The following is a 24,768-nucleotide window of genomic DNA, read 5'->3' on the forward strand; positions in this document are numbered from 1 at the left end:
ATTGCCATAATAGTTGCTGAAATACACTTCCTGTAACATTTCTTAGAAAAAACAACCACGAGTTGATAGGGAATAATGAGGTCTTAGCGGTAATCATAGGGGTTGTGGCAACTGTGTTGCTGATCATTTGAAAAATTGAAAATAAACGACATCCCCTTAAAGTTTAAGACAATGTATATTTTGTCATCCGTTTAACTAAAATGTCAGTCATTTGAATTAATTGTTGACTAAAACCCATTATTCTGTGTTAGATTTTAGTTCATGAACATGATCGTAGCAGGAGGTAAAGGATGAAAGTCGGCGAGTTTAAAAAGCAGGTTATAGAGCTTAGAAGCAATATCGATCCATTAAAAACGCCTTCAGAGGTTCTTGGCCTCATCTCCAAATTATCTGAGCTATTCGAGCCGCTTAATGACCAATTTGATCTGGATTCCGATATGATGGTTCCTGTCAAAGAACTCGTGAATGAATTCTGGAATTTGGTTATTCGTAATATCCCTTGCGAACAAAGTGCGCAATGGAATACTGCAGCATATGTCATGCCCTGGCTTAGTTTACAACAATCCTTGGTGAATGTTGGTTTAATGAATGCTGATTTTCATCATCCCATTTTGTATGAAGAATTAAAAAATCATTTTAGTCACCTGTCAGTGATGAATGATTCATTCAAGATTACCGAGCTTATGCCCTTATTTATTCGTGCGAGTCGAATGCTCGGCTATGCTGAGGTTAGTCAACTGGAACATTATCCATTTTTAAAGTTGAATGAGAAAATCAGTGCAAACAGGCGACAAGAAGTTGAGAAACTTGAAGACATCATGTTTCTGCTGAGGTCCATTTTATATTTAATGTGTAAATATTGTACTTCGAAGCAACTCGCTTTAATCCCATCCTTGATTTACTTTCGTTATCATACGACAGATGAAGAGCGGCGTTCTGAATTGGCGATTTTTAACTGGCTTACTCAGCACACTTTGGAGTGTGCTCAATTTTTCAGTTCTCATGATGATTACATTAATATGCGCTCAATTAAAGAAATTGATGCATTGCATAATGCGGCTCATTTATTACCTAAAGAGCGTAGAAACTTCCTTAATGCGACGAATGAAAATCGTTGGATTTATTCTTTTATTCACCGATTCAGAGGTGCGCCAGCCTTTTTAGAAGAACAGGATACCTCAGTAAAAGAAACCCTTCGTTTATTGAAGGAGGATTTTAACAGCCAAAAAGATAAATCGTTTACTGCGATTTGGAGTTTTGCCTTTTGGGTCAAAATGCAAGCACGGATACTGTCTCCTAGTGAGGTAAAAATTGTCCATGCTGCAATCTGTGCCTTTTGCATGGAAAAATATATTGAGCAGTTTAATTTCAGTGAGGACTCCAAAAATTCGTTTTCAGTACATTCTGAATGGGAGTCATTAAAGTGTCAGGCAGCAGAAAAAAGAAAATTAGCAGCAATCAATGGCCAATCAGTGAAATTAGGTTTTTTTGAAACCTTAGCCGTAAGCCAGGGGCGATTAAAAAAATTAATTGATTTTCTTGAAGAGAATCCAATATCCGACTCAGAAGATTTTAGCTCCTCTGGGGAAATTCCCTCTATGGGCAATTGAGCCATCGCGCTGGTGGTTTCCCATGTTGTGAGCTTATTCTGAGGTATCATTTAAACTCATCATTGTTTTTTTCATGGGTTACAAAGCTCTTTTCTAAAAATCCAGAAATCAGTCTTTGCATTTTGAAATCAATTTTTTATCTAAAAATTATTCTACTTGAAATTTGCTTTTCCATATTGAGTAACATATATTTATTATTAACTTATGTACCTTAAAATCATTTTAAGTTATTAAGAAAAGGAGTTCTTATGCGTGCCATTAATAAGCTTTCTCTAGCAACAATGTTAGGTGTTTTGGCCTTATCCCCCAGTGTCTATTCTGCGGATGCACCTGATATTTCGGGATCCTATAAATGCTCCTATCATGATCCATTCACTACTCCGAATGATGGAACTGAAACGATTGTATTTAAAAAGAATGGGGATGTTTATAAAATTTCAGGTATTCCTACTGGAAGTGTATTTCCCTATTACATTGGTAAGGGACTGTTTAATAAAAATGTTCCTAATGCAATTGGCTATATTTTTTGGCAACCTAAATCGCCAACGGTAACAACAGTCCAAATTTTCACAATTAAACCCGATGGCTCTTTGGATGGTGTTTTTGCAGAAAGTAACAAGGATAAGGGTGGTACTGAAACGTGCACCAAAGTAACGCAACAATAGAATTAACGCGTCTAAAGGTGATTATGAGAAAAGGAATTTATTATGAAAACTGTGATTAAGAATGTTTATTTAGTTACTGCATTATCCCTATCAACGCTAACAGCTTATGCAGATAACACAAGTACAAGCAATTCCAATACTACGACAAGCAATACAGGTTCCTCAACAAGTAATGCCGGTATGGCTACTAGTACGAGTAATAACAGTACTTCCTCGGTGTTGGGAAATTATCAATGCCAACGTACTGACGGTGCGAATAATACCGCCTCTTATCCTATGAGTATTACAAAAACAGGTGATACATTTACTTTAGAATGGGATAGTAGTGCGGGTGATCCGGTTCTTTATGGTACCGGTGTTATGCATCCTAATTTAACGAACGTTATTTCAGCTTCATTCTGGGATCCTAGAAAGCCCGATACCATAGGAATTCAAATGATTGAAGTGAAGCCAGATGGTTCATTACAATCCAATTGGGTATTGCAATCTGACAACACGCTTGGAACAGAAACTTGTACTAGAGGCAAATAAATGCCTAGTAGCAGTTGCATAATCCAAAAAACGAAGGGTTACGTTTTTAACGTAACCCTTTACTTTTTATAGCTTTGTTAAAGCAATCGCATGTCATTCTCACGCAGGTGAATTCTGTTTCCAAACTGAGCTTGGTGCTCTTATGGATTAATTCGCTTCGGAAATGACAAAAGAAGCAGTTTGGTAATTATCAGATAGTTCAAGACAATTTATCCAATAGGGTCCTGAGCCGTAGGGTTTTTTCATCAAACAGTTTAAAAATTCATAATTTATTTTTCATTTGATAAAGCATCATAGCGAGTGGTTCTTTGAGAAAATAACGTGAAAAATATTTGTGTTTGGTCCAGCATATGCTATTAACCGCAGGCGAGCTGACAGCATCAAGATGAAATTTTTTCGCCACTAATAGAGCTCTGGGGGCATGAAAAGGTTCAGTCACTAAGATAATGGTTTTCAAATGATGTGCTTGAACTATTGGTTGCGAAAAAAGAAGGTTTTCATAAGTAGAAGTTGAAGCAGATTCCAGGAGGATATCCTTGGCGGGCACTCCTAATGATAGGGCAATTTCTTTCATTGTTTGTGCTTCATTTGTCCCATCTTCCTTATCGTTACCCCCTGAAAAAAGAAGTTTCGGTGCATAGCGAGCCTTATATAAATCAACTGCGTGTTGTACACGAGCTACAAGGCATGGGTTGTATGTGTTAGCCCAATAGGCTTTAGCACCAAGGACTAAAATAACATCTGCTTTTTTTCTCTGATCCTGTTCAGCAGTTGTAATAATATAAACAGCCAAAATCGAATAAACAACAAGCAATGAAAACAAAACCAAAATACCAATTTGTATGAACAGCTTCATAAGTCGCTCAATAAGGGGGCTCATTTTAAAAAAATAATTTTAACAGATTATGAGCAGGGATTCATGAAGCAAAAAAATCCTGTGCCCCAGATGGTTTGAAAGCGCATCAACTGTGAAACAAGTTGATGGTTACTTCTAAATGATGTCAATCCCGCCTGAGCAGGAAAGACATCGATTGAGATTACACGATATGATTCTTCATGCAAAATTCTGCCATGTACAAAAGTGACGATACCTCGAAGAAATCAGTCTTTTCAAGATTAGTAATGTTGATGGTAGTTTGGATTGGGTGCTCCATTTTCTACAATAACGTAGTCTCTCGGTGGTACCCATCGATGAGCATTTTTCCATCTTGAATGATGATGGTGGTGGCGAAAATATTTGAACCGTGGGTAATCATCATGTGAATGATAATAAGCGAACGCTGTAGTGGAAAATAAAGCAGCAGCGCCTATTACGCTGCACAGCAATAATTTTTTAATCATTTGATTTCCCCTCTTAGATTGTTATCTGCGGCTAGTTTAAATAACGAATGTAACAGGGGTATAACAAGACACCTTGTAATTGTAACAAAGTTGTTACAAAAGCCGGCGCCAAGAGCCGCCATACCGCTTGCAGCGAAATGACCTTTTCATAACGGGCTTTTGCAGTATAGCGATCCTCGTTATGCCTGAGATAAGGCCTTATACCATCGATAAGTGACCCTTGGACTGCTCTGATTCAATACGAGCAACCTCTTCGTTTAAATCAACATTTTCGCATGGTACCCTTGGGATGACACAATTCGCTATTCCTTTTGATAATAGATGAACAGCAAAGGGGCTAAAACAACCCATAACAATGATAGTGGCAGGTATTGTAACCAGGAAAGTAAAGGTTGTCGAAGCAGGTACCCCGCTTGCACGTAGAATGTAATAGACACCAATATGGACCCCGCCACTCAAAGCCGCCATAGTCAGACTGGCACATTTTCTATAACAAGGGTCACTATCAAGTCGAGAAGAACAGTTCTCCACTCTCTGTTTTCGTTCGTTCACATTCGACCAATAAATTTTTTCATGCTCATTTATCAGCTTCTGTACAGGAGGAATAATATAGTTATTCTCAATTTCAGCGGGTAGTTTTTTATTGTTGAATAAAGTAAAAAAAAGATGAGGATTTGTTTTTGTAATTGTTTGAGCAGCCAGGGTGGCTAACTTGGGAACCTCTGTCGATGGAGATGGTTGTTTTTCAGGTATATTTTGCTCTGGCATGCATTGACCTTATTCTTATCAAATAGAACCTATTATATAACAATAAGTTAACGGGTCATTATTCTGTTCAACATTTTAAAAAAGAAATTTTAATAAAATAGGATTTTCCTTGTAAAAATGACTTAAGCTTAGTGACAAGTGCGATCATTGATTTCGGAATAAAGTTTGAGGATAAAACAATGAAGAATTTTTTTGTTGGGATGCGCTACATGGTAGAAGGGATTCATCATCTTTTTACGCCTGGATTGAAGCGTTTTATTCTCGTGCCTTTAGCAATTAATTTGATCATGTTTGCGGGTTTGTTTTATCTTATCTATCATTATTTACTTCCTTACGCTTATCACTATCTTGATCAATTGCCCTCATGGTTAAGTTTTCTCAGTAGTGTCTTGTTTGTTCTTTTTATACTGAGCTTTTTCTTAATGTTTTTATCTCTTTTTACTGTATTTTTTAATCTAATCGCCGCTCCTTTTAATGGTTTACTCGCTGAGAAAGCACAAAATTTACTTTTTGGCAGTGCCATTCCTTCCTTACCATTTTCTAAAATGGTACTCCGTAGTATAAAACGTCAAGCTGAATTTCTTGGTTATTTTTTTCCTCGCTTTTTACTCATGGGTATTTTATTTTTTGTACCTTTTCTCCAACCGATTTATCCGCTCTTATGGTTTCTCTTTAACGCATGGATCCTGAGTATTCAGTATCAAGATTTTGCTATGGATAATAATTTGATTAGTTTTAAAGAAACGCGTAAAAAAGTTGCCAACAATAAAATGCTTTCACTGGGGTTTGGTTTGTCTATCAACCTGAGCAGTTTTATTCCTTTTTTAAATATATTGAGCATGCCTGCGGCAGTTATCGCGAGCACCATGCTTTACTGTAGATTCAATAAATGTTTGCTAAAGCCTAGTCCAAAACCTATCAATTAAAACGCCTCTGCACCCAGGGGCGTCATTTACATATGCGTGCCCGGTTAAAGGATGTGTTACCTTTTCGGGCACAGCTCAGTTCGCGAAGTTTTTAATAAGCTTGAACTACAATTTTTCCTACTGCTTTTCCTGATTCGAGTAATGCGTGCGCTTTATCAATATTCTCAAAATAGAAAAGATGTGGGTCAATAAGTGGTTTTAAATGTCCCTCATCCGTCAAGCGTGCAATTTCTTTTAAAATATTGCCATGACGTTCGCGGTGTTTATTATGCAATAAAGGCAATAACATAAAAACGGCGTGCAAGCTTGCTGATTTCGCATGTAAATGGGAAATATCATGGGTGGACTTAGCCTGGATGCTGACGACATGGCCATATGGAGCAACGGCCGCTAATGATTTTTCAAGATTTTCGCCACCAATCGTATCAAATACCACATCGAATCCGATGCCTTTAGTCAGTCGATTAACATAATCTTGGACTGATTCAATCCGGTAATTAATCGTCTCTTTAACCCCTAGTGATTTCACAATGTCTGCTTTATCTGAAGAGGATACTGTAGTATAGACCTCCGCCCCAGCCCATTTTGCCAACTGAATTGCAATATGACCAACTCCGCCAGTGCCTGCGTGAATTAATACCTTTTGTCCCGATTTAATTTTTACTTTTTCAAATAATGCTTCCCAAGCCGTGATTGCAACCAGGGGCAATGCAGCAGCTTCTACCATACTCAATTCTTTGGGTTTTTTCGCAATGAGGTGGGCATCAGCTAGCATAAACTCTGCCAAAGCGCCACTTTCGTTAAGAAAGCCACCAGCACATCCATAAACTTCGTCACCAACAGAAAACGCAGTGACATCATCACCAACCTCTTCAACAATGCCTGCTACATCACTATGCAGGATAGCTGGGAAGGGGGGGGAAATATGGGCGTATTCTCCAGATCGAACTTTACAGTCAACCGGGTTTACGCTAGTTGCTACAACTCGAATGAGTACATAGCCGGGTTTAATTTGAGGTTTGGGAAGTTCAATCGTTTTAAAGACTGAAGAATCACCAAAAGATGATATCGCTTGTGCTTTCATGGCGTCCTCCTAACTTGATGCAGCAGATATTTTTCTTAAAAATTATGAAAAGGAAAGAATAACCTTCATACAAAAATATCATTCTAAGAAAATAAGCGGGCAATTACCAGAACTGATGACTGGCTCACTTCTCAAAATATTAGTGGTACATAACAGATTGGATTTTTTTTGAGCGAAATCTACACTTATGGTATTCGTTGCGCATAGCCCTTATGATGAATGAAATGCAAAAAGGATGGAAAAACATGTGGCAGACAAGAATGGCTGAACAAATAGGTTTAAAATTTCCAATTATTCAAGCGCCTATGGCTGGTGGGGCCACAACGCCGGAATTAGTTGCTGCGGTAAGTAATGCGGGTGGCCTAGGTTCATTGGGTGCAGGATATATGAATCCCCCTGAACTGCGTTCGGCTCTAAAAGCAATTCGCGAATTAACGAACAAACCTTTTGCGGTTAATCTTTTTATTCCTGGGAAATACCATGCCACAACAGCTCAAATTCAGGAATCATGCAACGATATTGAACAATCCTGTGCTGAGTTAAAGATACGAGTTGAAGCGCTTGCAGAACCCTACGCGCCGTCCTTTGAGGAGCAAATCAATATTCTCATTGAAGAAAAGATCCCGGTGTTTAGTTACGCATTTGGTCTATTGGATGCAGAATGGATCGCTCAATTTAAAAAAAACGATACCTTTTTAATCGGTACAGCAACAACACTCGCAGAAGCCTATGCACTTCAAGAAAGTGGTATTGATGCGCTTGTTGCCCAAGGAAGTGAAGCAGGGGGGCATAGGGGGACTTTTATCGGTAAAGAGGAAGATGGTTTGATTGGTTTGTTTAGTCTTCTACCTCAATTAGTCGATCAAATAAAAATTCCCATTATTGCTGCGGGTGGAATTATGGATGGAAGAGGGATTATTGCTGCATTTGATCTAGGTGCTGAGGGGGTACAAATGGGAACGGCATTCCTCAGTTGCTTTGAAGCCGGTATTCCAGAGATTTATAAGCATACTTTACTGAACCAGCAGCAGGATAATACGGTACTTACCCGAGCTTTTTCTGGAAAATTAGCACGGGGGATTCACAACCAGTTTATTGCGCGAATGGATAAAAAGAAAATAAATATTTTAGACTATCCAATTCAAAATGCTTTAACAACAGCGATGAGAAGAAAAGCAAAGGAAAAAAACAATATTGATTTCATGTCCATGTGGGCAGGACAATCTGCTCCACTTTGCAGAAGCATGCCTGCTGGTGAGCTAATTAGCGCTTTGGTGCTCGAAGCAGAGGCCTTGAACTCTGCTCGATAATGACACCCATGGTTAACCCAAGCCTAGCAAAGGATCTCTTGCTGTAGTGTGTTTCTAGGATCTGGTAATCCCTGATTGCATTTCGGGCATAGGGTAGGCAAAGATAATCGAATGAAAACCAGACTCTAATTTTCATTTTTTAATTTTTCATAGAGATAGTCATAAAATGAGGGGAGCGCCGCTTCCATTGTAGGCTGATAAGGGCCAGTTTGATTCTCGCCTTGCTCATAGAGCGTTTTTCTTCCTTGCTGAATTTTAATACATATTTCCTCATCTTCTTGAGCGGTTTCTATATAAGCGGCTTGTGCTGCTGCACATAAAATGGGATTAGATAACCAAACATCTTTGGGATGAAAAAACTCTACACTATTGATGCACTGTTCGACTCCTACTGGTGTAATCGTACTAATCACCAGCATATAAGGATAGTATTCAATCATGATATTGGGATAATAAGCTAACCAAACTGCGCCATATTTCGGTAAGTCATCACGTGCTTGGGTTAGTAAATTATCTTGGTACACTTTAAAATTGGCAGAACCTGATTTTGATAAATCAGATTGTAGGCCCACATATTGTATGGAATGTCCATCATTAATCGTCCATTCCAGTTGACGCACATCGACCAATCGCCTTAATCCGTTATGAAAAAATGGGATGTGATAATCATCCAGATAGACTTCCATGAATATTTTCCAGTTAAAGGAATAATATTGCTGTTTTGCCTGCGTGAACACATAATCAGAAAAATCAAATAAAGTGCTTGCTTTCGCATCAAAGGCGCTAGCTTCTATTTTATTGTTGCCTCTAAATAAAAGTCCATTCCATTCACTCACCTGATCTTTTTTCAAGTTAACGCAGGGGGTTTGTTTAAATTGCGGCGCATGGACTAATTCACCTTGTGTATTGTAGGACCAACTGTGAATAGGGCAGCGAATTCTTTTTACATTTCCTGAGTCGGATAAGATTACAGCTTGACGATGTCTACAAATATTGGAGAGTACACTGATTCCTTCTTCATGACGAATCAGCATTTCTTTATCGTTACTGCGTTTCAGGACATAGTAGTCATTTAAATGAGGTACCATCAGTTGGTGCCCGACATATTCAGGGCTTTGTTTAAAAATATATTCTTTTTCAAGTTCATAAATCGATGAATCAAAATACCAGTGGACTGGAATGGGATGATATCGATTCATAATAGAATAGCTCCTATACCTAATGAGTAGATAGGCTACTTGTTTATTCCCAATAAATAATTCATGTACTTTGTTCTCAAATCCTCATCAACAAATAATTCGCTTAATACCTACATTATAGCCTCATCTAAAAGTATTTTTTATAATTCATTCAAATTCAAACAAATGATTCTGGATAACCGGGGTAGATGTCAGAGTGACGCTTAACTCGATAACAGCAGATTCTATCAGTTCTAATTTACAAATTAGGCGATCCGACGATCCGTGTTTGTCTGAGAATGCGGGAGAGTGCCTTAAAAGACTAGCCCACGCCAACACGTTGTCGAGGCGGGGACTAAGGCAGAGAAGTAATTCAAAGACAGCTTACAGCCAAGATTTATTGGGAGCGCTTTGCATTTTGAAGGCAATACTAAATTGTGAAATCACTGATGGATTCTTTACTCTCTTCCAATATTAATGCATTATCTGATTGTTGGAGCTCTATTAAAATAAGCCCATCAGTGGCTAACCCTTTTACAACCATCGATGTAAATTGAATTTTTCCCTTCTGAATATCGACAAGTCGGTTCAACAGTTCCTTGTATTTGTTGGGTCCTAATTCATAGAGCTTGCTGGTTTGAGTGCTTGCGTCCATCGATTTTTTAAAAATTTCCTCTACCGCCCATAAAGGTTTTTTTTCTCCTATTGCTTTATCTGCTTTTTCTAAGCACCAGGCAAGATAGTCAAGTCTATCCCCAGCTTGAGTGGGTTGCGCATATTCTTTATCCTTCTTTTCTTTTAAGCTGATTTGTATCTTTGCCATAGCTATTCCTATATCTATTGTTAACAAAAAATATAATTCGACCACTCTTAATTCAATTGGATCGATTGATTTCCTTTAATTCAAAAAAAATAATAATGTGGTCAATATGTTATCTTAATAAATAAAAAAAGAAAGCCTGTTTCGATAAATTAAATCCATTGTTCTATAAGGAAAAAAGATTTCAGTAAATAGACTATAACTAGGTAAATAGAGGCTTAATTTTGAATCAACTTTTGCCAAAATATGAGAAGGATCTGCGGCTATGATAAAACATCATCATCGTTATGATTATTCGCCAATTACGGAAAGACCGGTATTTAATTGGCCCAATGGTACACGCTTGGCATTTTATATTGGACTTAACCTAGAACATTTTTCTTTTGGTGAAGGTTTAGGAGCCGAATTAGCTCCGGGGCCAAGGCCGCAGCCTGATGTTTTAAATTACACCTGGCGTGATTATGGCAATCGCGTGGGTATCTGGTATTTACTTGAATTATTTAATCGGCTTAATTTGCCTGTAGCGTTGTTAGTTAATACGTCTGTATATGATTATTGCCCACAAGTAGTTACTGCTTTTCGTCAACGACAGGATGAAATAGTCGCTCATGGCTATTCTAATTCCATTCGTCAGGGGGCTTTAAGTAAGAACGATGAAAAAATACTGATTCGAGAGGTAACTCAGAGAGTCTGCCAAGAAGAAGGAAAACCTCCTAAAGGTTGGTTAAGTCCCTGGATTTCAGAAAGTTTGGATACCCCTGACTTATTGTCGACAGCAGGGTATGAATATGTACTCGATTGGGCGCATGATGATCAACCCACTTGGCTAAAAACCAAAAGAGGGAACATTTTATCGATTCCTTATTCACAAGAGATCGATGACATTCCCGCTATTGTTCCTAATCGATTGAGTGCTTCAGAATTTGCCGATATGATGATAGACCATTTTGATGAAATGCTCGAACAGTCTCAATTAAGACCTTTGGTTTTTGGGGTGGCCCTTCATCCTTATATTATGGGGCAACCTTTTCGTTTAAAACATCTCCGACGCGCATTAACCCATATTGAACATCATCGGGAACAACTCTGGATAACTCATCCTGGTGTCATTGCAGAGTATTATAGAACCCTTTTCCCATAGCGTTTGTTAGCCAATCAGGACTTCTATCTGACGTTTCTCGCCTCATTTCAGAGGTGTTGCCGCTTGCAAGAAGCCGCACTAATCAGGGCTACCGCATTCATGATGCAATGCGTTGTCTTTGGATTACGTATTTTGATAGATTTTTCAATTATTCTACGGTAATCAATGTCGATAATTCTCTTAGTGCAATAAAAAATATAGTATAATCAATACTGGAACTACTAAGCAGCATTTCCATTAACTTATCCCAACGTTGATGAATAAAGCTGTTTTTGGCGAACCAATAGGCGATCAGTTTCTCAGAGTCCAATTTTTTTTGGTCATTTTTTAAAATGACAATGGTTAAGCGGCGTTGTAAGTTATCCAGTTCATCACGTAAGGATAATCGAGCCAGACTATTCCAATGACCTTCCCGAGAATCGTTACCAATTTGATCACGGAACCAAACCAAACTAAATTTACTGCCTACTTTAAAGTAAACTTCGGCTGTTCGGACAAGATCAAATTTATTTTGGGTTGCAACTTCCACTACATTTAATACGGTATACATAGCGCGAGTAGCGGCAATTTTTTTCGCAGCTTTTTCGGATAAGCCGATTCCCACAAACTGTGTGACAATCTTGTCAAGATATTCTCTGGTGACACCAGCCATTAAATCGGGAATTGATTTTTCAAGTTTGCTTATTGATTGGCTGTAATGGGCAATATTATTAGCAATTCCGCCTTCAAGTCGCCGATGATGTAAAAACCAACGAGATGCCAAGTTCATTAACTGCCTGACGTGATGAAGTAACTCATATTGGGTTTGAACGGTAACCTTGTAGTTCAGTGATTCAATTAATTGGTGTACGTCATCTATTTGATATGCTTTTGAAGCAATAATAAAGGCACGGGCAATATCTGCTATCGATTGTCCTGTTTCTATTTGCATGCGGTACATAAAGGTAATGCCCATGCTATTAACGATTTGATTACTGAGTTGGGTCGCGATAATTTCACGTCTTAGCCGATGGTTTTGCATCGAATGGGCATACATTTTTTTGAGGAGTGAAGGAAAACCTGTCTCCAGAATGGTTGCAAAATAGGGATCATCAGGTAAATCAGATTTTAATAATTCTCCCGTGATATAAATTTTTGTATAAGCCATAATGATAGACAATTCAGGCCGCGTCAGTCCTTGGCCTGCCGCCTTGCGATCCAAAAGGTGCTTATCATCTGGAAGAAACTCAACACTTCTATCCAAATGAACTATTGCTTCCAGTTCTTTAATATAAGTCTGGTATAAGCCGCTATATGCTAGAGCGTTCGTGGCCGAAAAACTCAAGACCAGTGCTTGGTTGTAATTGTCTTGCAACACAAGTTGTGCAACTTCTTCGGTCATTTTGGTCAGCAATTGATTGCGTTTTTTCTCGGTAAGTTTTCCTTGGCTCATTTCTTTATTCAGTAGAATTTTGATATTGACTTCATGGTCGGAGCAATTAACGCCAGCTGAGTTATCAATTGAATCGGTATTAATCAGGCCACCTGCGAGGGCATATTCAACCCTTCCTAGTTGGGTAAATCCAAGATTGCCACCTTCACCAGCAATTTTGCAACGCAATTCATTACCATTGATCCGGCAAAATTCATTGGTCTTATCACCAACATCCGCATGCGATTCAATTGAAGCTTTTACATAAGTGCCAATACCTCCATTAAATAACAAATCAACAGGTGCTTTTAAGATTTCCCGAATCAATTCATTTGGTGTTAATGAATCTTGGGTAATCGCAAGTGCTTTTTTTACTTCCGGTGTGATGGCAATGGATTTACTGGATCGTTTGTATACCCCACCACCTTTGGAAATTAATTGAGGATTGAAATCTTCCCATGATGAGGTGGGTAAATTAAATAGGCGCTGGCGTTCTTCAAATGTTTTCAGTTTGTCAGGATTAGGATCAAGAAAGATGTGACGATGATCAAATGCCGCGAGTAAAAGTGCATGAGGGGTATAAGTCAGGCCATTCCCGAATACATCACCACTCATGTCTCCAATACCAACGACCGTAAAATCGTGTTCTTCGATATTGATATCCAATTCGCGAAAATGGCGTTTAATCGACTCCCAAGCACCACGGGCTGTAATGCCCATTTTTTTATGATCATAGCCTGCTGAGCCTCCAGAGGCGAAAGCATCCCCAAGCCAAAAATTAAATTCTTTAGAAATCGCATTCGCAGTATCAGAAAAGGTTGCTGTTCCTTTATCTGCGGCTACCACCAAATAAGGATCGGCATCATCATAGCACACTGTATTATGGGGGGGGACAACACGGTCATTTTCAAAATTGTCGGTAAGATCAAGTAAGCCTCTGATAAAGGATTGATAGCAATAAACCACTTCTTTTTTTATCTGCTCACGGTCCAGCATGCTGAGTGATTTTTTTAAAATAAAACCCCCTTTGGCTCCAGAAGGGACTATCACCGAATTTTTTACTTTTTGCGCTTTCATCAGTCCAAGAATTTCGGTACGGAAATCCTCGGGTCGGTCTGACCAGCGAATACCCCCACGTGCTACTTTGGCACTGCGCAGGTGGATGCCTTCAAACTGTGTTGAATATACAAAAATTTCATATAGAGGTTGCCCTGGAGGAAGATCGGGCACTTTGGAGGTATGGAGTTTAAATGATATATAATTTTTTTGGGCGCCATGGGCATCTAACTGAAAATAATTGGTTCTTAGTGTCGCTTTGATTAAAGACAGGAAATACCGGATGATGTGGTCTTCGTCCAAGCTGGTAATCCCATCGATATCGGCTTGTATTTCAGATTCCAAATCTGCCATTTTATTTTTGCTTGCAGTATTTTGTTTCAGACCAAATTTTAAATAGAAAAGCTGGATCAGTTTTTTGGCAATCCCAGCATATGCTGCAATCGTTTTTTCTATATACTGCTGGCTAAAGCGAAAACCAATTTGTTGCATGTACTTGGCATAAGCACGAATGATGGCTATTTCTCGCCAGGATAATCCTGCCCCTAAAACCAGCTTATTGAAACCGTCATTTTCACAATCCCCGAGATGTATTTTGATTAAAGCTTCATTAAAAATGTGATTTACCTGGTCCAGGGTAAGTAAGTTGGCATGGGCATAGGACACATTGAAATCACCAATCCAGATAAATTGATTTGGATCAATGGCGATTCTATAAGGTCTTTCGGTATAAGTCCGTAATCCCATGTTTTCAATCATCGGTAAGATATCAGATAAGGGTATCGAACTGCCATAGCGATACAGTTTAATATGCAATGGATGTTCTCCCCGAGTCAATTCGTAGAATACTATCGCTAAAGGGTTCTCTGGCGTTAAATTATCGATTTGTAACAGATCGCCTATTGCTTCTTCTATAGTATGTTGTTCACAATAGCTCATTGACAATGCGGGAAGGTATTTTTCCGTAAATTGTTTCCCCTTTTTAGGACCCAATTTTTTTAATAGTGCTTGATGCAACTGATCTTTCCATGAGTTTTCCATTTTCAAATCTCACCAAGGTTCAGTGTAATTATTCACTAAGTATAGGTCATGAAACTCGATTGCATGGAATGACCAGAGATAAGGATGAGATGCCTGCTCTTATACTCTATTTTCTTAACTGTTTTTCAATAATAAACGTGGCTTAGTTGTTTTCTCGAAAAGTGAAAAATTTATGCCCCAGATAATTAGTAAACGTAGGGAAGGCTAGACCAAATAAGTGCGCTATTTCCCGAGTGAATGACTGAATACCCAGATCGGGTAAAACATAATCAACGAGCAATAAACTAATAAACAAAGTTTGTATCATCCCAATTAAATTAACTAAAATAAAAAATAGAATCGAGCGTGTAAAAGTCTGTTTGCTGTTCGTAAATACAAAAAATTTTCCAAGAGTAAAGCCTGTAACCATCCCGGTAAGATAAGCCAAGAGAATTGATGTTGAAAAACTGAAAGTATAGTTATAGAGAATTCTACTCAAGAAATTTACTGCAAGTGATATGGCTCCTGCTATTAAAAAAACAATAAATTGTTTTGATCTAAAATAATGAATCACAACGCATTCTCTCTTCGGATTTTGGACTTGTTGAAAGTATATCTAGCTCCCTATGGACCTTATAAGCGCACGAGAATTGATTTTTTCCATATCACAAAAACTCAAAATAGGCCTTGATCATCGTTTATTGGATGTTGATAGGAAGGAGGGCGCGTTATTGAGTTAAATTATTTTTTGTTAAATCCGCCCCAAATTTTCTTTCCTATCCAAAAAACGATCAAGAAGATAAAAGCCCATAATAAAAGCAAGGGTAAAAAAAAGACAAAAAACTCAATTAAACCGTAGGTAAAATGACGTAACTGATCAACTAAAGCATGATAGGAGTCAATGAATGCTTCTGTAATTTTCCATTGCTTTTGTTCTGTTGTTTGAATGATTGGATTCATGCTCAAGTTAATATTTATCAATGAATAAGCCACAGATTCTTTGTAATATTTAATCTGTCCTTGGAGCACATCGATTTGTCGTTGGATCTCGTTTAATTGTTTGAACACGCTAAGAACATCCGATGTTTTCGTGGCGTTGGCCATAATTTTTGCTAATTGCTCTTTGGCGGTTTGCAGGTTACTCAGTTGACTTTGTAAATCGACAAAGTGTTGTGTGATGTCTTCGCCAGTGACTGACTCTTGAACGACATGGGTTGCGAGTGATTTCAGGGTACTTAACGCATTGTTCAAGCCTTGAGCAGGTACTCTTATACTGATATTTGCGGTGGTATTTCCTGTGACATTGTTATCTTGAGTTAAATTGGAGCTAACGACGTAGCCACCGGAGTTCTCTGCTAATTGAGTGATTTTTTCCATGGTCGAATTAATGTTATCGACTTGCAAGGAAATATCCGCATTGCGGATAATCATACCTCGCATCACATTTTCTGACGATTGGCTGGTATTAGATGGGTTTTTATCACGCATCATTGCTATGGGGGCGCTCGGAGTCCCGACTACGGCTTGCATGGGTTCAGGACTTCCTCCATACATTGTAGTCCCTGCTCTACCAAACCATTCAGAAATAAAAAATAATAGAGACAGTGTGCCAATAAATGCTAAAAAATAAAGGATGATTTTCTTCATTATTTTTCTGCTCTACACTATGAATCATTTATAGTGTGGCAAAGGTTTCTTGAATTGTAAAATAATTAAACCAAACGTGCAGAAGATCTCATTGCAGATTGTGTTTCACATCAAGAGGTTATGTTGCAGATTTAAAAGCAGCGTCATTTAATGACGCTGATCACAAAAAGCGACGCATACTTGATGTTCTCTGACTTCGCCTCCACAGGCAGAGTAGCAAGCTCTGTAAGTGGATTCACATTGACAGGAATTATTGCAGCTGCTGCTCCGATCAAAATCATTTATTGTTTTACTGATAGGCAAACCCATTCTTTTTTGATCTTCTTTATATTGTTTGTATTCAAACATCGCATTTTGCTGAGCCCTCATCCGGCAATTTTCATTGTCTACTCGACAACTTTGTTGACAGTCATTTTTACTCTGAATGCATTGGGCCGTACACATTTTTGCTACATCGGATTTTGGCGGAACGAAACTGTATTCTGTATTGTAAATAGGACCACAGGCGATCAACATGCTTGCTAGAACCATAATAGAAAAAATAAAGAAGTTTTTTAACATATGATCCTCTTTTTATGCGTTATAGGGATGAACTTGTTCTGGCAGTGTGGTCATGATCATGTTGCCTTGGGACAAACGGATACAGAACAAACTGAGTTATTTTAATGACGCTTAGTTAAAAAATCAAGCAGAAGCCTCGGCAAGGATGCAGTGGACACCTAAATCCAAACAGTCTTTGTTACCTTTGTCACTCGTTTGATATATAATTAACCAATTTATGATCGTTACTGATGATCAAACCTCCAATAATTATTTTAATTTAGAACACAATCCATGGATATCTCATTTTTATTTGGTTTTTTAACTGGTTGTTTTACTACGGCTCTGGGTGGCTTGAAGGTACAAAAATTCATCAATAATAGAAAAAATATGGCCACCATAAAGAATAAAAAAATACTCGACCTAAACCGACTTTTTGATGAATTCCCCCAATTTATGAGTGCTATTAAAAATGATATTAAGAACCCGAGTCATCAGAATATAAGAGAATTTTTTGTAGTGGATAAAGATGCAATATTAAATTCGTCTGTTCCTCGTTTTCGATATGAATTATCCACAGAGATTCTTCCGGCTTTAAATAGATTGGAAGAATTAGGATACATAGAGAAATTAAAAAACAATTGCCTTCATTATAGAATTGAAGAAGAGTTTGTCATGCAACTCCAAGCACTAGCTATCGCTACAAAAGACTAAACAGCCTGTTTACAGTTCTTCACACTGGCGTGTTGGTTTTTATTGATCTTCGTGATACAACTCACCATAGCTCCCATTAAGTATTTCTGCTTCAAACAAAAGGATTGTGTGCATGATGAGAAAAGTGGTCTTCATTCTTTCGCTGTTATTAAGCGTCATAATTTCCCCTTTATTTGCAAAAGAAAAAATTAAAATTTCGGAACTACAAAATAATGAATGTGTCGAGACGATTGAATCACGTGTCAGCGATGGTGGTTTGTTTTTAGATCAATGCCATATTCATGACCGTGATGTCCCAAAAATTCTATCCTTTCTCAACGCGCATCCAGAAATTACTCGTCTAAGTATCTCTGATAATCAGATTGGCTACCAAGGTGCAGAATTGCTCGCTACCAATACTCATATTCGTTATCTTTTTCTTACTGGAAATCGAATCGGCTCCTTGGGAGCTGAGGCATTAGCAAAAAATACCTCTTTGGTCTATCTTCTTCTGGGAGAAAATCATATTGGTCCCTATGGAGCCGAGGCTTTAGCCAATAATACCACCTTGACTTTTCTATCCCTTGATAGCAATCCCATAGGCACTTCGGGGGCAAAATCTTTGGCAAAAAACAGGACGCTAACTCATCTTTCTCTGAGAAAAAGTCACATTGGGGTTGCAGGTGCGCAGGCTTTGTTCGCGAATGAAACTTTGAAAAGTGTCTATCTAGGCAATAACCGTTTAGGTAATGAGGGAATCCAGTTTATTGATAGAAACCATTCCATCAACTTTATTGATTTGGAAGACAATAATATCGATAAGGATGGCGTCAAGAACATCGCAAGAAAAACCAATTTGTTCTATCTGAATCTTGATAAAAATCCTTTACACAATGAAGGTGCTGCTGTTTTAGCTCAAATTCCTATGCTGGAGTGGTTATCGATTGCGGGGTGTGGTGTCGGTATAGAAGGAGCTCAAGCCCTATCGGCACTTAACCATCTGACTATGCTCAACATCGATAATAACCTCATTGCTGATGAGGGGATTATTGCTTTGGCAAAAATGAGCTCTTTGAATAATTTATATGCAAATAATAATCTTATTGGCGACGAGGGAGCAAAAATTTTGGCCAATGCGACACAGATGCGAAATTTAAGTTTGCGTGATAACCACATTGGAGATGAAGGTGCTTTGGCCTTAGCTGAAACCACGAGTTTGTATACTTTAGATGTAGGTTATAATCAAATCGGTGCCATTGGTGTTAAAGCATTAAAAAGTAATGAGGTATTGGCTTATTTGAATACTCAAGGAAATCCGGGGGATGAATAGCCTTCGACGTACAGGACCGAGGGCTATTTGAGACATTTGACTTAGAGTGGACTACTTAATACAAAACACATGAAGTTTTTTTTCAGATGAATGAGCTGATTCAAGCGGTTGTTTCAGTCTTTGCTGGGTTTGCTGGTTTGCAAAAAAGAGCATATCCGTTGAAGTGAATTTTTTTTGTTCTTCTACCTCTTTTTTCTCTGGGGAAGAGAATGTGCTTACATCCTCCTTATCACTTCGGTTTTCTCGAATATGTTGCTCTAAAGTGTTGCGTTTAATGAAATGCCACCTTACAAAACGATCACAACAATCGGTTTCAATGATTCTCAATGTTTCAGCTAAGGGAAGGCATAAAAGGTGAGGGAGTGCAAACTGCAATGAATGAAAAGATGCTCTAAATTCATAGGTACTGACATTTATAGCGATTAACTGATTAATTTCTGTGAACCAGGCTTGTCCATTAGTGATGCATTGAGCATAACGAAAATCTTTTTCTGCTGCCAGATGGGCATAAGCAGGGATATTATTCTCTGAATTTTCATGTCCGAATGGACCAAAAATTAACTTATTTTGTGTTGTTAATACAAATTTTACGGTTTTTATATTGAGTAAACCAGTATCCAGATGTCTTCTAGAGCAATCAGGATCATTAAGTAAATCATTAAGTTCTTTGCGGTTCCTTGCAATCCACTTCGGAGTCTCTATTGTAAGATCAGGATGATCATGTAAAGAACTCAGAGAAAGAAAACCAGGATTCATCGGTTTAAAAATACCCAATAATTTCTCAGTGCCATTTTTAAATCCAGAAGTGTCTGTTTCCGTGTGCAGCATATTTGTTCTCCAAGATAGCTTAACTTTAAAATAGATTGATTATTAGGAGGCCCAAAATTAGCGATCCTATATGAAAAACAACTAGATACAAGTATTTATACACCTGTAAGGGAAGTGTTTTGTCTCTCGCACATAGGGTAACCACTGAGCTAATTTTTTGATTTAATCCTTTAATTACACTTGATTTTTTTGTCTTTCTTGAAGCGTAAGATTTCAGGGGACTGGGATGCAAGGAATAGGGGGTAATCATTTTGTAGCCCGGATTAGCAAAGCGTAATCCGGGATCTTTTTGCCATTATGAGATGACGAGCCATGTCTTTATTTTGCAACCAGTTCAACTAGTGCATCAATTGCTCTATCTAAGCTTAATTGCTGCATTTCGCCGGTAGCACGATTTTTATATTCCACGCAATTTTGCTCCATGTTTCGCTCACTCACAATGATACGATGCGGAATACCAATTAAATCATGATCGGCAAACAATACGCCTGCTCGTTCATTACGATCATCAATTAATACATCAACGCCCAACTCGCTTAAACGTTCATATAAAGCATCTGCTTGCATTGTGACTGATGGTGATCGGTGTCCGTTTAAGGGAATTATGACCACTTGGAATGGAGCGATGTTTTGAGGCCAGATAATTCCTTGCTCATCATGATGTTGTTCAATGGCCGCAGCAACCACACGAGTGATTCCTAAACCATAACATCCCATTAACATGGTTTCTAATTGGCCTTGCTCATTAATCACTGCAGCATTCATGGCTTTAGCATATTTATCACCCAACTGAAAGACGTGACCCACTTCGATGCCGCGACACGAGCGGAGGGTTCCTTGACCATCAGGGCTGATGTCGCCTTCTTTTACGTTACGTAAGTCATAAGCAAGGTATTCACGAATGTCTTTATCCCACGCCGCATATTGGTAATGCTTGTCTGCTTGATTTGCGCCACAAATGAAAGAATCCATAGCCAATGCATGATGATCCGCGATTACGGGAATCGATAAATTGACTGGGCCTAATGATCCAATAGGGGCTTTCAAAGTGTTTAAGACCGACTCTTCATCAATAAATTGTAGGGGAGAATGGACTAAAGGATGTTTTGTTGCTTTGACTTCGTTCAGTTCATCATCGCCTCTCAAAACCAAAGCAACCATAGGATGCTCTCTTCCTTTTACAATCAACGTTTTGACCGTTTGATTGCTTGCTACTCCCATGAATTGTGCTACTTCTGCTATGGTTTTTTGATTTGGGGTATCTACCAGAATCATTTTTTGTGTCGTAGGGGTAGCTTTCTCAGGTCTTAAGCTGGTCGCTTGTTCAATATTCGCTGCATAATCCCCTTTATCACTATAGAAAATTAAATCTTCGCCAGAATCAGCGAGTACCTGGAATTCATGAGAGGCAGAACCACCAATAGCGCCGGTATCGGCTTCAACAGCACGATATTTAAGTCCCATGCGATCAAAGATACGGCAATATGCTTGATACATATCTTTATAGGTGGCTTGTAGACTTTCCAAATTCAAATGGAATGAATAAGCATCTTTCATGATAAATTCACGTGCACGCATTACACCAAAACGAGGTCTGATTTCATCGCGGAATTTGGTCTGAATTTGATAAAAACTTGCAGGCAGTTGTTTGTAGGATTGTAATTCATTACGCATGATGTCAGTAATTACTTCTTCATGGGTAGGGCCAAAGCAATACTCTCTGCCATTGGAGTCTTCCATGGTGAGCAGCTGTCCGCCAAAAGTTTCCCAACGTCCTGTTTCTTGCCACAGTTCAGCAGGTTGTACTGCCGGCATCAGTAATTCCATAGAATGGATGCGGTTCATTTCTTCGCGAACTATTTGCTCTACTTTACGTAATACCTTTAAACCCAATGGCATCCAGGTATATAGACCTGAGCCCAGCTTACGAATCATACCTGCTCGCAGCATAAGTTTATGGGAAACGATTTCCGCATCGCTTGGAGTTTCTTTAAGAGTTACTAAAAACCATTGAGATGCACGCATTTCTACTCCTGAAGTCGTATTGTTCTTGAATTGAAAGCATTATACAGAAGTTTTTGTTCAAAAACAGATGAATTAAGTGCTGAAAGGGGAGCATGTTGGGCCTTGGCCCAGCATGTCCTGAAATGTGAGTGACCTGATGACTGGTCGCTTATATTTGGATTTTAGATTCTTTCAATAGCGCATTTAATTTAGAGGCTAAATGATCATTATTTTTTCCACCAAGCTGGCTTAATTCATGCGCGTAATTATTATAATGTACTTTGCCTGTTTGCACATTATAAACGGCACCAACCATCGCAATGTCATTTTTCTCTATCATCTGATGCAAAATCGAACTCCGCTCATAAATTTTTTGGATGGTATTGGCAACGTTCAAATCAGTCACATTATTCACGAAGGTAGTATTTTTGCTGTGTCGATTGGTTTCGGTTTCATTCTCGGCATCGATTGCGGGCTTGATTTTATCGAGCAGTTCGGTAATGTGCCCTTTTTCAACCCCGTCACATGCCGATTGAATGGCACCACACCGTGTATGGCCAAGGACGATAATCAGTTTGACGCCTACGACATTACACGCATACTCAATACTCGCCAAAACATCGTTGTTTACTACATTCCCAGCAACACGCACGCAGAAAATATCACCAAAACTCACATCGAAAATGGTTTCAACAGGTACCCTGGAATCAATGCAGCCAAGAACAATGGCAATGGGATGCTGTGCTTTGGCTGTATGTTTAATATCCAGTTGATTTGAACGGTGAATTAAGTTGTCATTGAGGAAACGTTGGTTTCCCTCATACAAAATATTTAATACTTGTGCTGGAGATAGGTGCGATTGCACATCGTATGTGGTGACGTTGATAAAATCAATGTAATTATGGATTTTGTAATGCTCTTTAAATCCAATCATATTCAAAGCAATTTTTTTATTGAGAGCTTGTTCTTCCTTAAACTCTTTTAAAAGTTCGGAAATTTCCTTATCAATGTACTGGGTGTAACGTGCATCAATAATTAATTGTGATTCCCTGGGTATCGAATCAAGTTCAGCAACCAAGGCCGCTTTATTAAGAAAAGTCATTTGTTGGGGGAGCACCAAGCGGTTAATTTCTCCAGTAGGGTGGATTTCCTTCAGGATATTTATCCGCGCCTGACTATTTGATTTCAAAATATAGAATAAGCTGACTGCCAATCCAATTAATATCCCTGTCAATAAGTTAAAGACAATAATACAGACCACAGTGACAATGAATGGAATAAAACGATCGCTGCCTTGAGCAAAAATATTACGGTAAATGGACGGTTTATTCAGTTTATAACCGGTATAGATGAGAATGGCGGCGAGTGAGGATAAGGGTATTTTATTTAAAGTGCCTGGGATCAACATGACTGCAAACAAAATAAAGAATCCATGCAAAATAGTAGATATTTTGCTTGTGGATCCCGCTTGAATATTAATGGATGTGCGTACAATCACTGAAGTAATAGGAATTCCTCCAATTAAACCCGCGGTCAGGTTGCCAACCCCTTGAGCCACCAATTCGCGGCTTGTGGAGGGATGGAGACGTTTTTTATCCAGTTTTTCTCCAGCTTTAAGGTTCAATAAAGTCTCAAGCGACGCAACAATCGCAATGATGATCGCATAAAGATAGACTTGCGGATTAGCCAGGGCAGACCAATTTGGATATTCCAGTTTGCTCAACAATTCATGGAAGTCATTGGTGTGGGGAATATTGACCAGCTGTGGTGAATTTTGGACCAGGCTTGAATCAGTCCAGATAAAAAATTCATTCAGTAATACACCCAAAATGACCACGAGGATGGGGGCTGGAATCTCTTTCAGGATCTTATTTTTTGTCAAATCAAAATAAATTAAGGTACTTAATGAGAGTACCGTAATCAACATGGCTCCAGAATTGAGATGATGGTACAAAGCAAGAATAGGACTTAATGTGATTTCCTCAGTGGTTTCTAATAAATGGGTTTTAAGCTCGTTGAAATCTGCAGAGAGGGTGAATGCGAGTGGTAATTGTTTGATTATTAAAAGAATACCTATCGCACAAAGCAGACCCTGTACTACGTTTGAAGGGACATAGTCGGCTACAAATCCGGCTCTTAAACTTCCAATGATGACTTGAAGTACACCAGCAAGTACCAGCGCAACTAAAAAGGAGTTAAAGTCTCCAATATGAGCAATTGCTGCGACAACGACAGCTGCCATACCTGCTGCAGGTCCGCTGACACTGACATGCGATCCACTTAAACATCCAACTACGACGCCGCCAATGATTCCACTTAAAATTCCAGAAAAAAGAGGTGCGCCAGAAGCTAAAGCAATACCCAAGCATAATGGGATGGCTACAAGAAATACGACTATCGCTGCAACAAAGTCAAATTTAAAATATCTCCTCATATAAATTCGAAATTTACGCGAGTCAACGGATGTATTTGCTAGCATGGAGTATGTTCCTCTATCAACAAAGAAAATAGTATAGCCAGAGAAAAGTAAATTTAATTTTAGACTATAGTGCTATTTATTAAAACATCATTGTAACAAAAATGTTATAAAAATGTTACGGTTTAGTTAAGAATTGTAATCTATCTTATCTTATTGCTGTTTGTGAGCGCATCGTGATTACTTATTGCATGGATTGGTTGAGATAAAATTCAGACTGTAGTGTCGGGGCTACTGCCTTTCAGTCAAGGAGCTCGAGAGTGATTGGTCATGACCGTAACGCCATTCATTCGTAATCTTATCGTGACTCAAAGACAGGATTTGCATGACATAGGCTGGAATTTGCAAGGGGGAGTTCTGGATGACGATCTGGTGGATCGCAACACCCT

21 protein-coding genes are annotated in these 24,768 nt (G+C 38.6%); 8 read left to right on the forward strand and 13 right to left on the reverse strand.

Annotated features, from left to right (window positions below; all coding sequences use genetic code 11):
* Window positions 1–290: 290 nt before the first annotated feature.
* The 3 genes from OQJ13_RS13330 (at window position 291) to OQJ13_RS13340 (ending at window position 2,806) form a co-directional block, all read left to right on the forward strand.
* Window positions 291–1,610: a hypothetical protein gene (locus tag OQJ13_RS13330; RefSeq protein ID WP_265711316.1), complete on the forward strand. Its 1,320-nt coding sequence runs from the start codon at window positions 291–293 to the stop codon at window positions 1,608–1,610.
* Window positions 1,611–1,858: 248 nt separating this feature from the next.
* Window positions 1,859–2,275, forward strand: coding sequence for a hypothetical protein (locus tag OQJ13_RS13335; RefSeq protein WP_265711317.1), 417 nt, complete (start codon window positions 1,859–1,861; stop codon window positions 2,273–2,275).
* A gap of 42 nt (window positions 2,276–2,317) precedes the next feature.
* Complete coding sequence (locus tag OQJ13_RS13340; RefSeq protein ID WP_265711318.1) at window positions 2,318–2,806, forward strand: hypothetical protein; 489 nt, start codon at window positions 2,318–2,320, stop codon at window positions 2,804–2,806.
* A 262-nt stretch (window positions 2,807–3,068) separates the two neighbouring features.
* Here OQJ13_RS13340 and OQJ13_RS13345 read toward each other — a convergent pair whose 3' ends face one another.
* From OQJ13_RS13345 to OQJ13_RS13355, 3 genes are all read right to left on the reverse strand, one after another.
* The gene (locus OQJ13_RS13345) at window positions 3,069–3,662 is read right to left on the reverse strand and encodes a YdcF family protein (RefSeq protein ID WP_265711319.1); all 594 of its coding nucleotides are present in this window, start codon (window positions 3,660–3,662) and stop codon (window positions 3,069–3,071) included.
* Between the two features lie 260 nt (window positions 3,663–3,922).
* On the reverse strand, window positions 3,923–4,147 hold the full coding sequence (locus OQJ13_RS13350) for a hypothetical protein (protein WP_028382279.1): 225 nt from the start codon (window positions 4,145–4,147) through the stop codon (window positions 3,923–3,925).
* A 198-nt stretch (window positions 4,148–4,345) separates the two neighbouring features.
* Entirely contained in the window at window positions 4,346–4,915 is a 570-nt protein-coding gene (locus tag OQJ13_RS13355; protein WP_265711320.1) for a hypothetical protein, read from the reverse strand.
* Window positions 4,916–5,094: 179 nt separating this feature from the next.
* Between OQJ13_RS13355 and cysZ the strand changes: the two genes are divergently transcribed.
* Entirely contained in the window at window positions 5,095–5,841 is a 747-nt protein-coding gene (gene cysZ / locus OQJ13_RS13360) for a sulfate transporter CysZ (protein WP_265711321.1), read from the forward strand.
* 91 nt (window positions 5,842–5,932) lie between these two features.
* On the opposite strand, the gene OQJ13_RS13365 is transcribed toward cysZ, so the two are convergent.
* On the reverse strand, window positions 5,933–6,925 hold the full coding sequence (locus tag OQJ13_RS13365; protein ID WP_265711322.1) for a zinc-dependent alcohol dehydrogenase family protein: 993 nt from the start codon (window positions 6,923–6,925) through the stop codon (window positions 5,933–5,935).
* A 245-nt stretch (window positions 6,926–7,170) separates the two neighbouring features.
* On the opposite strand from OQJ13_RS13365, the gene OQJ13_RS13370 reads away from it, so the two are divergent.
* The gene (locus OQJ13_RS13370) at window positions 7,171–8,235 is read left to right on the forward strand and encodes an NAD(P)H-dependent flavin oxidoreductase (protein WP_265711323.1); all 1,065 of its coding nucleotides are present in this window, start codon (window positions 7,171–7,173) and stop codon (window positions 8,233–8,235) included.
* A 125-nt stretch (window positions 8,236–8,360) separates the two neighbouring features.
* On the opposite strand, the gene OQJ13_RS13375 is transcribed toward OQJ13_RS13370, so the two are convergent.
* Both OQJ13_RS13375 and OQJ13_RS13380 read right to left on the reverse strand, forming a co-directional pair.
* Window positions 8,361–9,434, reverse strand: a complete 1,074-nt coding sequence (locus OQJ13_RS13375) for an aromatic ring-hydroxylating oxygenase subunit alpha (protein ID WP_265711324.1) — start codon at window positions 9,432–9,434, stop codon at window positions 8,361–8,363.
* Window positions 9,435–9,843: 409 nt separating this feature from the next.
* Window positions 9,844–10,236 (reverse strand): hypothetical protein, encoded by a 393-nt coding sequence (locus tag OQJ13_RS13380; RefSeq protein WP_265711325.1) that lies wholly within the window; start codon window positions 10,234–10,236, stop codon window positions 9,844–9,846.
* Between the two features lie 262 nt (window positions 10,237–10,498).
* On the opposite strand from OQJ13_RS13380, the gene OQJ13_RS13385 reads away from it, so the two are divergent.
* Window positions 10,499–11,374, forward strand: coding sequence for a polysaccharide deacetylase family protein (locus OQJ13_RS13385; protein ID WP_265711326.1), 876 nt, complete (start codon window positions 10,499–10,501; stop codon window positions 11,372–11,374).
* A 148-nt stretch (window positions 11,375–11,522) separates the two neighbouring features.
* Here the strand turns inward: OQJ13_RS13385 and OQJ13_RS13390 are convergent, their stop codons facing one another.
* The 4 genes from OQJ13_RS13390 to OQJ13_RS13405 form a co-directional block, all read right to left on the reverse strand.
* Complete coding sequence (locus tag OQJ13_RS13390) at window positions 11,523–14,882, reverse strand: NAD-glutamate dehydrogenase (RefSeq protein ID WP_265711327.1); 3,360 nt, start codon at window positions 14,880–14,882, stop codon at window positions 11,523–11,525.
* Between the two features lie 142 nt (window positions 14,883–15,024).
* Entirely contained in the window at window positions 15,025–15,435 is a 411-nt protein-coding gene (locus tag OQJ13_RS13395) for a GtrA family protein (RefSeq protein ID WP_265711328.1), read from the reverse strand.
* 167 nt (window positions 15,436–15,602) lie between these two features.
* Complete coding sequence (locus tag OQJ13_RS13400) at window positions 15,603–16,508, reverse strand: DUF4349 domain-containing protein (RefSeq protein WP_265711329.1); 906 nt, start codon at window positions 16,506–16,508, stop codon at window positions 15,603–15,605.
* Window positions 16,509–16,655: 147 nt separating this feature from the next.
* Entirely contained in the window at window positions 16,656–17,069 is a 414-nt protein-coding gene (locus OQJ13_RS13405; protein ID WP_265711330.1) for a hypothetical protein, read from the reverse strand.
* Between the two features lie 273 nt (window positions 17,070–17,342).
* Between OQJ13_RS13405 and OQJ13_RS13410 the strand changes: the two genes are divergently transcribed.
* Both OQJ13_RS13410 and OQJ13_RS13415 read left to right on the forward strand, forming a co-directional pair.
* Window positions 17,343–17,762 (forward strand): hypothetical protein, encoded by a 420-nt coding sequence (locus tag OQJ13_RS13410; protein WP_265711331.1) that lies wholly within the window; start codon window positions 17,343–17,345, stop codon window positions 17,760–17,762.
* Window positions 17,763–17,874: 112 nt separating this feature from the next.
* Window positions 17,875–19,071, forward strand: coding sequence for a hypothetical protein (locus OQJ13_RS13415; RefSeq protein WP_265711332.1), 1,197 nt, complete (start codon window positions 17,875–17,877; stop codon window positions 19,069–19,071).
* Window positions 19,072–19,122: 51 nt separating this feature from the next.
* Here the strand turns inward: OQJ13_RS13415 and OQJ13_RS13420 are convergent, their stop codons facing one another.
* The 3 genes from OQJ13_RS13420 to OQJ13_RS13430 all read right to left on the reverse strand — a co-directional run bounded on the left by OQJ13_RS13420 (window position 19,123) and on the right by OQJ13_RS13430 (window position 24,382).
* The gene (locus tag OQJ13_RS13420; RefSeq protein ID WP_265711333.1) at window positions 19,123–19,899 is read right to left on the reverse strand and encodes a hypothetical protein; all 777 of its coding nucleotides are present in this window, start codon (window positions 19,897–19,899) and stop codon (window positions 19,123–19,125) included.
* Window positions 19,900–20,217: 318 nt separating this feature from the next.
* Window positions 20,218–21,924 carry a proline--tRNA ligase gene (locus OQJ13_RS13425; RefSeq protein WP_265711334.1) on the reverse strand — a complete coding sequence of 569 codons (1,707 nt, stop codon included), beginning with the start codon at window positions 21,922–21,924 and terminating at the stop codon, window positions 20,218–20,220.
* 148 nt (window positions 21,925–22,072) lie between these two features.
* Complete coding sequence (locus OQJ13_RS13430; protein ID WP_265711335.1) at window positions 22,073–24,382, reverse strand: bifunctional SulP family inorganic anion transporter/carbonic anhydrase; 2,310 nt, start codon at window positions 24,380–24,382, stop codon at window positions 22,073–22,075.
* Between the last annotated feature and the right edge of the window lie 386 nt (window positions 24,383–24,768).

The organism is Legionella sp. PATHC035, from assembly GCF_026191115.1.
Classification (GTDB): domain Bacteria; phylum Pseudomonadota; class Gammaproteobacteria; order Legionellales; family Legionellaceae; genus Legionella.